The organism is Variovorax sp. WDL1 (assembly GCF_001541225.1).
Lineage (GTDB): Bacteria > Pseudomonadota > Gammaproteobacteria > Burkholderiales > Burkholderiaceae_C > Variovorax.
The window spans coordinates 1-6,795 of the sequence record NZ_LMTS01000112.1; the positions used below are offsets into that span (position 1 = coordinate 1).

The following is a 6,795-nucleotide window of genomic DNA, read 5'->3' on the forward strand; positions in this document are numbered from 1 at the left end:
GCACGACGATGCGCATGCCGCGCGCGGCGTTGAAGACGATCCTGTAAAGGCGCGCGTTCATGCTCTTCCTTCCGACCTGAGCATCAGAAGGAAGCCTCCTCTGGCATTCATCACATCGACCCTTGTTCTTTTTGAAAGGGCCGGATTCTGGCGTGCACCTCTGCGATATTTGCCGAGGCGTCAGAAAGCGTCAGATTGCCGTGGTCGAGTGCACGGCCGTGCGGGCACGGCTCAATCAATTCCTTGGGTCTCTTAGCGCCAGCTGAAATCGGGAGCGGACATCCGGATGTCCGCTTCCGTGAGCCGTGATCATCCTGCTGGTGGACGCCTAGAATTCCGCCCCATGACCTTCCTGGACAAGCTGCGCGCCGCCGAGCGCCGCAACGGCTCGCTGCTGTGCGTGGGCCTCGACCCCGAACCCGCCAGGTTCCCCGCCCGGTTGAAGGGTGATGCCAGCAAGATCTACGACTTCTGCGCCGCCATCGTCGATGCCACGGCCGACCTGGTGATCGCCTTCAAGCCGCAGATCGCCTACTTCGCCGCGCACCGCGCCGAAGACCAGCTCGAAAAGCTGATGGAGCACCTGCGCCGCAACGCCCCCCAGGTGCCGGTGATCCTCGACGCCAAGCGCGGCGACATCGGCTCCACCGCCGAGCAGTACGCGCACGAAGCCTTCGAGCGCTACGGCGCCGACGCGGTCACGCTCTCGCCCTTCATGGGCTTCGATTCGGTCGAGCCCTACCTGCGCCATGAGGGCAAGGGCGCCTTCCTGCTGTGCCGCACCAGCAATCCGGGCGGCGACGACCTGCAGGCCCAGCGCCTCGCCGGCGTGGAAGGCCAGCCCTTCCTGTATGAACACATCGCGAAGCTGGTGCAGGGCCCGTGGAACCTGAACGGCCAGCTGGGCCTGGTGGTCGGCGCCACCTACCCGGCCGAGATCGAGCGGGTGCGCGCGCTCGCACCGACCGTGCCTCTCCTGATCCCCGGCGTCGGCGCCCAGGGCGGCGACGCGATCGCCACGGTGCGCGCGGGCTGGCGCGCCGATGCGCCGATCGTGGTCAGTTCCTCGCGCGCCATTTGTTACGCCTCGGCCGGCGAGGACTTCGTCCAGGCCGCACGGGATGAGGCCATTCGTACTCGCGACCGCCTCGAGCAAGCCAAGAACTGAAACCGTCCTCGTCGGCGCCGACCGGCATCAATTGTGTCCAGTGACGAAAAAAGTCACATTTCGGAACAATTGTTGTCGACGTTTCTCGCCTTGAGGGCTCCGCGCGTACGGCCAGGGGCCGGCATGGCACTTGCCTTGAGGGGCACGGCGTCACGCGCCGAGGAGCGAGGAACTCATGGTGGAAGATCCAGCGAACGATCGCGTGGAAGCGATCGACGAGCCACTGCGCGCGCCTGAAGCGCGTGCAGACAACGCCGCGGCCACGGCAGGACCGCGCAATCTCCTGCCGCTGGCGGCTGCACTGGGCGCCATGGCGGCGCTCGCGGCCTGTGGTGGTGGTGGCGGCGGCGGTGGCGGCGGCTTCGCCGGACTGGGCATCGGCGACAACGGTGGGAGCAGCGGCGACACGGTCCAGGCCGGCACCTTGAGCCCCCTGGCCAGCACGCCGACCGCACAGACCTACGTCTACACCCAGGCCAAGACCGACGAGGATGCCGCGCGCTTCCTGCTGCAGGCGCAGTTCTCCGCCTCCGAGGCCGAGATCGCCGTGGTGCGCACCCAGGGCTACCTGCCCTGGCTCGGCGAGCAGATGGACCGGGCGCCGGCGCAGACCGGCTGGGCCTGGATCGCGAGCAAGCCCCACGGCACCGTCAACACCGACGACATGATCTGGAACCAGCTCATGACCTCGGCCGACGGCGTACGCAAGCGCATGGCGCTGGCGCTGTCCGAGATCTTCGTGGTCTCGGCCAACGACGTCAGCTCCAACTGGACCGCGCTCATGTTCGCCCAGTACTGGGACACGCTGGTCAGGGGCGTCACCGGCAACTTCCGCCAGTTGCTGGAGGAGGTGACGCTCAACCCCGCGATGGGCTACTACCTCAACACCAGGGGCAACCAGAAGGAGAACGCCCAGGGCCGACAGCCCGACGAGAACTACGCGCGCGAGGTCATGCAGTTGATGAGCATCGGCCTCTACCAGCTCAATGCCGACGGCTCGGTCAAGGCCGGCGCCGACGGCACGCCCCTGGAGACCTATACGCAGGACGACGTCACCAACCTGGCACGCGTGTTCACCGGCTACGACCTCGACATCCCCGCCGCCGAGCGCAACGCCTTCACGCCGCCGGGCGAGAGCTACACCATCGAGACCAATGCCTGGACCCAGCGGCCGATGGCGCTCACCGCCTCGCGCCATTCGATGCTGGAGGCCAGGTTCCTCGGGGCCACCGTGCCTGCCAACACCGAGGGCAGGGCCGCGCTCAAGATCGCGCTGGACACGCTGTTCAGCCATTCCAATGTCGGGCCTTTCATTGGCCGGCAACTGATCCAGCGCCTGGTCACCAGCAACCCGAGCGCCGCCTACGTGAAGCGCGTGTCCGACGTCTTCGCCGACAACGGCGCCGGCGTGCGCGGCGACATGAAGAGCGTGTTCGCCGCGGTGCTGCTCGACAACGAGGCGCGCAGCCCCGCGGGTCTCGCAGACCCGAACTTCGGCCACCTGCGCGAGCCGATGCTGCGGCTGGTGCAGTGGGGGCGCACCTTCGGTGCCGCCTCGGCGGCCGGCACCTGGAAGATCGGCAACCGCTCCGACGCGGCGAGCTCGCTGGGCCAGAGCCCGTTGCGCTCGCCTTCGGTCTTCAACTTCTTTCGCCCTGGCTACGTGCCGCCGTCCAGCGCGATGGCGGATGCCAGGCTGGTCGCGCCGGAATTCCAGCTGGTCAACGAGACCAGCGTGGGCGGTTATCTCAACTTCATGCAGAACGTGCTGCCCAACGGCTTCAACGGCAGGGACGTCGTCGCGAGCTACGCCGCCGAGAAGACGCTGGTGCTCGATCCGGCCGCGCTGGTGCGCCGCCTCAACCTGCTGATGTCGGCCAACCAGCTCGATGCCGGCACCGTTGCGCTGATCACCAATGCCCTGACCACGCCGGCAGTCACTGCGACAAGCAGCGACACCCTCAAGAACAACCGGGTGTACGCCGCCGTGCTCATGGTGATGGCCGCGCCGGGCTACCTGGTCCAGAAATGAGGAAAGCGTGATGCACCTGATCGATCCCCAGGCCCATACCCGCCGCGCCTTCCTGCGCCGCTCGGGCCAGCTCGCCGTTGCCGGCAGCGCGCTGCCGTTTGCGCTCAATCTCGCCGCCATCGGCGAGGCGGCTGCGCAGGCCGCTCCGGGCGATGACTACAAGGCGCTGGTGTGCGTCTTCCTGTTCGGCGGCAACGACTACGCCAACACCGTCGTCACCTACGACGACACCAGCTACAACGCCTACAGCGCAATCCGCGGCGGTGCCGCCGGCCAGGCCGCCGGCGGCGTTGCGCTGGCCAAGGCCGATCTTGTTTCGACGCTGCTCAGCCCGAGCACGCCGCTGGCGGACGGGCGGCAGTACGCGCTGCACCCCGCCATGACCGCGCTGGCAGGCCTGTTCAACACCGACGGCAGGATGGCGGTGCAGCTCAACGTCGGCCCGCTGGTGGTGCCGCTCACGCGCGCCCAGTTCAACAACAGCAACAAGAAGCTCTACCCGCAGCCGCCGAAGCTGTTTTCGCACAACGACCAGCAATCGACCTGGCAGTCGTCCTCGCCCGAGGGCTCGACCGTGGGCTGGGGCGGCAACATCGGCGACCTGATGCTCACGCAGAACAGCAACGCGCTGTTCACCTGCATGTCGGTTTCGGGCAACGCGGTGTTCCTCTCCGGCGACACGGCGCTGCAGTACCAGGTCAGTACCGGCGGCGCGGTCAGGATCGGCAGCGTGACGGGCAGCAACGTGTACGGCTCCAGCTCGGTCAAGGCCGCGATGGCGCAGCTCGTGCAGCAGGCGCGCGGCCATGCGCTCGAGAACGAATACAACCGGATCACGAAGCGCGCGGTCGAGGCCGAAGGCAGCGTCACCTCGGCCATCGGCGCCGCCTACGCCGCGGGCACCTTCCCGGACACCGGGCTCGGCCGGCAGCTCGCGATGGTCGCGCGCCTGATCCGCGGCCGTGCCGCGCTGGGTACCCGGCGGCAGGTGTTCTTCGTCTCGATGGGCGGCTTCGACCTGCACGACAACCTGATCGCCAACCAGCCCGGGCTGATGAGGCAGCTGAGCGACGCCATGGCTGCCTTCTATCGCGAGACGGTCGCGCTCGGCCTGGCCGACAAGGTCACGGCTTTCACGGCCTCCGACTTCGGCCGCACGCTCGCCTCCAACGGCGACGGCTCGGACCATGGCTGGGGTGGCCACCATTTGGTCGTCGGGGGTGCGGTGAAGGGCAAGCAGATCTACGGCACGCCGCAGGTGGTCAGCATCAACAACGATTCGAAGCTGGCCGGCTACGAGGGGCATGTGGGGCAGGGGCGGCTGATCCCCTCGACCTCGGTCGACCAGTACGGCGCCACGCTGGCGAGCTGGTTCGGCGTGCCCGCCGGCAGCCTGGAGAACATCCTGCCGAACCTCAGGAACTTCGGCGGGGACGTGAACGGGATCAACTACCCGAAGAACATCGGGTTCATGATTTGAGGCGTCGGCTTCGTCGACGGAGCGTCGATCTGCCAAGGCGAATCGAGCCGATGGTTGGCTAAAATGGCTATCGAAAGGGGCCAACCATGCAAGTGACAGCGACTGAAGCCAAGAACCGATTCGGCTACTACCTCGGGCAAGCCGAGCGCGAGCCCGTGCACATCATGAAGAACGACCGCGTTGCCGGCGTGATCGTCTCGGCGGCCCGTTTTGCTGAACTTGAAGCGGCCGAACAGCAGAAGTCGATGGCAAAGCGTCGTCGCGATTTCAATGACACCTACAAGGAGTGGATCGCGTCCCAGAACGATCTGGTGGAGCGCATTGGTGTCTTTGGCGAAGAGTTCAGGCCTTGGTAGGTCGACGCGGACATGGCCCAGTTCGACGTCTACCCCAATCCATCGAAGCATCAACGCGCCGACATCCCCTGGATCGTCGACATCCAGAGCGATCTGCTGTCCGCACTCTCGACACGGCTGGTGGTTCCGCTGGCGCTTCGCAAGCACATGCCGCCCGCGTTGCCACGGGTCCTTTGCCCTTCCCTGCAGTGGGAGGGCGAAACGCTGGTCGCGCTGCCGCACATGGCTGCGCCGATTCGCACCAGGGATCTCGGCTCTTCCAAGGGCAACTTGAAGTCGGAGGCCAGCGCGCTTGTCGGCGCCATCGACGCCGTCATCAGCGGTATTTGACCCAAGGAGCGCGGCACGAGGCACTGCCATACTGGAGGGCCCGCGTTTCAAAGGAGACTCCGATGAAATACACCGGCAGCTGCCACTGCGGCCGGATCGCCTTCGAGGTCGAGGGCGAGATCCAGGGCGCGATGGCGTGCAATTGCTCGATGTGCCAGCGCAAAGGCTCGCTGCTGTGGTTCGTGCCGCACGAGAAGCTCGTGCTCAAGACGCCTCCCGGGAACATGAGCACCTACCTGTTCAACAAGCACGTCATCTCGCACCGCTTCTGCCCCGTCTGCGGCATCCATCCCTTCGGCGAGGGCACCGATCCCAAGGGCAACAAGATGGCGGCCATCAACATCCGATGCATCGAGGACATCGACCTCGAGTCGGTGCCGGTGCAACATTTCGACGGGCGCTCGAAGTGAGCCCCCCCGAGCTCGAGGCCTATCTGCACGCACACATCCCGCTGTCGAAGGCCATGCAGGTGAGCGTGCTGACGGCCGACGATTCGGCCGTGGTGCTCGCGGCACCGCTGGCGCCCAACATCAACCACCGCGAGACGGTGTTCGGCGGCAGTGCCTCCGCAGTGGCCATCCTCGCCGCCTGGTCGCTGCTGCACACCCGGCTTCAGCGCGCCGGCATCGCGAGCCGGCTGGTGATCCAGCGCAACAGCATGGACTATGGGTTGCCCATCACCGGGGACTTCACTGCGCGATCCTTCATACCCGAAGAGGTCCAGGCCTGGCCGGCCTTCCTGCGCATGCTGACTCGCAAGGGGCGGGGTCGCATCGCGGTCGCAGCGGTGCTGGAGCAGGACGGCCGCGAGGTCGGCCGACTCGAAGGCGAATTCGTGGCGCTGGGCTCATTCGGCGCCTGAAACGGCCGTTGCCTTTCGCCGGCCGCCGCACCACAGTACGCCGACCATGACGACCCCTTCCTTCCCCCTCGAAGGCGGCTGCACCTGCCGCGCCGTGCGCTACCGCATGAACACGCGGCCCCTGTTCGTCCATTGCTGCCATTGCCGCTGGTGCCAGCGCGAGACCGGCAGCGCCTTCGCCCTCAACGCGATGATCGAGGCCGACCGCCTGCAGCGGCTGCAGGGCGAACCCGAGCTGGTGCTCACGCCCTCGCTGAGCGGCAAGGGCCAGAAGATCGCGCGTTGCCCGCATTGCCGGGTCGCGCTGTGGAGCCACTACGCTGGCGCGGGCGAGGCGGTGTGTTTCGTGCGCGTCGGCACGCTCGACATGCCGGACCACCTGCCGCCCGACATCCACATCTTCACGTCCTCGAAGCAGCCCTGGGTGCAGCTGCCGCCCGGCGTGCCCGCAGTGCCCGAGTACTACCGCAGCGCGGAGCATTGGCCGGCCGACAGCCTGGAACGCGGCAGGGCGCTGAAGGCCGCGCGCGCCTCAGCCGCTGCCAGCGGCTGAGGCAGCCCCTCAGC

Annotated in this window: 8 protein-coding genes; all 8 read left to right on the forward strand. The window is 67.1% G+C overall.

What is annotated here, in order from left to right; genetic code table 11:
* The first annotated feature begins 343 nt into the window (after positions 1 to 343).
* The 8 genes from pyrF to APY03_RS15695 all read left to right on the forward strand — a co-directional run bounded on the left by pyrF (position 344) and on the right by APY03_RS15695 (position 6,781).
* Entirely contained in the window at positions 344 to 1,168 is an 825-nt protein-coding gene (gene pyrF, locus APY03_RS15660) for an orotidine-5'-phosphate decarboxylase (protein WP_068678115.1), read from the forward strand.
* Between the two features lie 175 nt (positions 1,169 to 1,343).
* Positions 1,344 to 3,200 carry a DUF1800 domain-containing protein gene (locus APY03_RS15665; RefSeq protein WP_068678116.1) on the forward strand — a complete coding sequence of 619 codons (1,857 nt, stop codon included), beginning with the start codon at positions 1,344 to 1,346 and terminating at the stop codon, positions 3,198 to 3,200.
* Between the two features lie 10 nt (positions 3,201 to 3,210).
* The gene (locus APY03_RS15670) at positions 3,211 to 4,680 is read left to right on the forward strand and encodes a DUF1501 domain-containing protein (RefSeq protein WP_068678117.1); all 1,470 of its coding nucleotides are present in this window, start codon (positions 3,211 to 3,213) and stop codon (positions 4,678 to 4,680) included.
* A gap of 86 nt (positions 4,681 to 4,766) precedes the next feature.
* On the forward strand, positions 4,767 to 5,036 hold the full coding sequence (locus APY03_RS15675; protein WP_068678118.1) for a type II toxin-antitoxin system prevent-host-death family antitoxin: 270 nt from the start codon (positions 4,767 to 4,769) through the stop codon (positions 5,034 to 5,036).
* 12 nt (positions 5,037 to 5,048) lie between these two features.
* Positions 5,049 to 5,366, forward strand: coding sequence for a CcdB family protein (locus tag APY03_RS15680; protein ID WP_068678119.1), 318 nt, complete (start codon positions 5,049 to 5,051; stop codon positions 5,364 to 5,366).
* A gap of 62 nt (positions 5,367 to 5,428) precedes the next feature.
* The gene (locus APY03_RS15685) at positions 5,429 to 5,776 is read left to right on the forward strand and encodes a GFA family protein (protein WP_068678120.1); all 348 of its coding nucleotides are present in this window, start codon (positions 5,429 to 5,431) and stop codon (positions 5,774 to 5,776) included.
* A complete protein-coding gene (locus tag APY03_RS15690) occupies positions 5,773 to 6,228 on the forward strand; it encodes a YiiD C-terminal domain-containing protein (RefSeq protein ID WP_232081177.1) in 456 nt (151 codons plus the stop codon). Before APY03_RS15685 ends, APY03_RS15690 begins: the two co-directional genes overlap by 4 nt.
* 46 nt (positions 6,229 to 6,274) lie before the next feature.
* Entirely contained in the window at positions 6,275 to 6,781 is a 507-nt protein-coding gene (locus APY03_RS15695) for a GFA family protein (protein WP_068678122.1), read from the forward strand.
* The last annotated feature ends 14 nt before the right edge of the window (positions 6,782 to 6,795 follow it).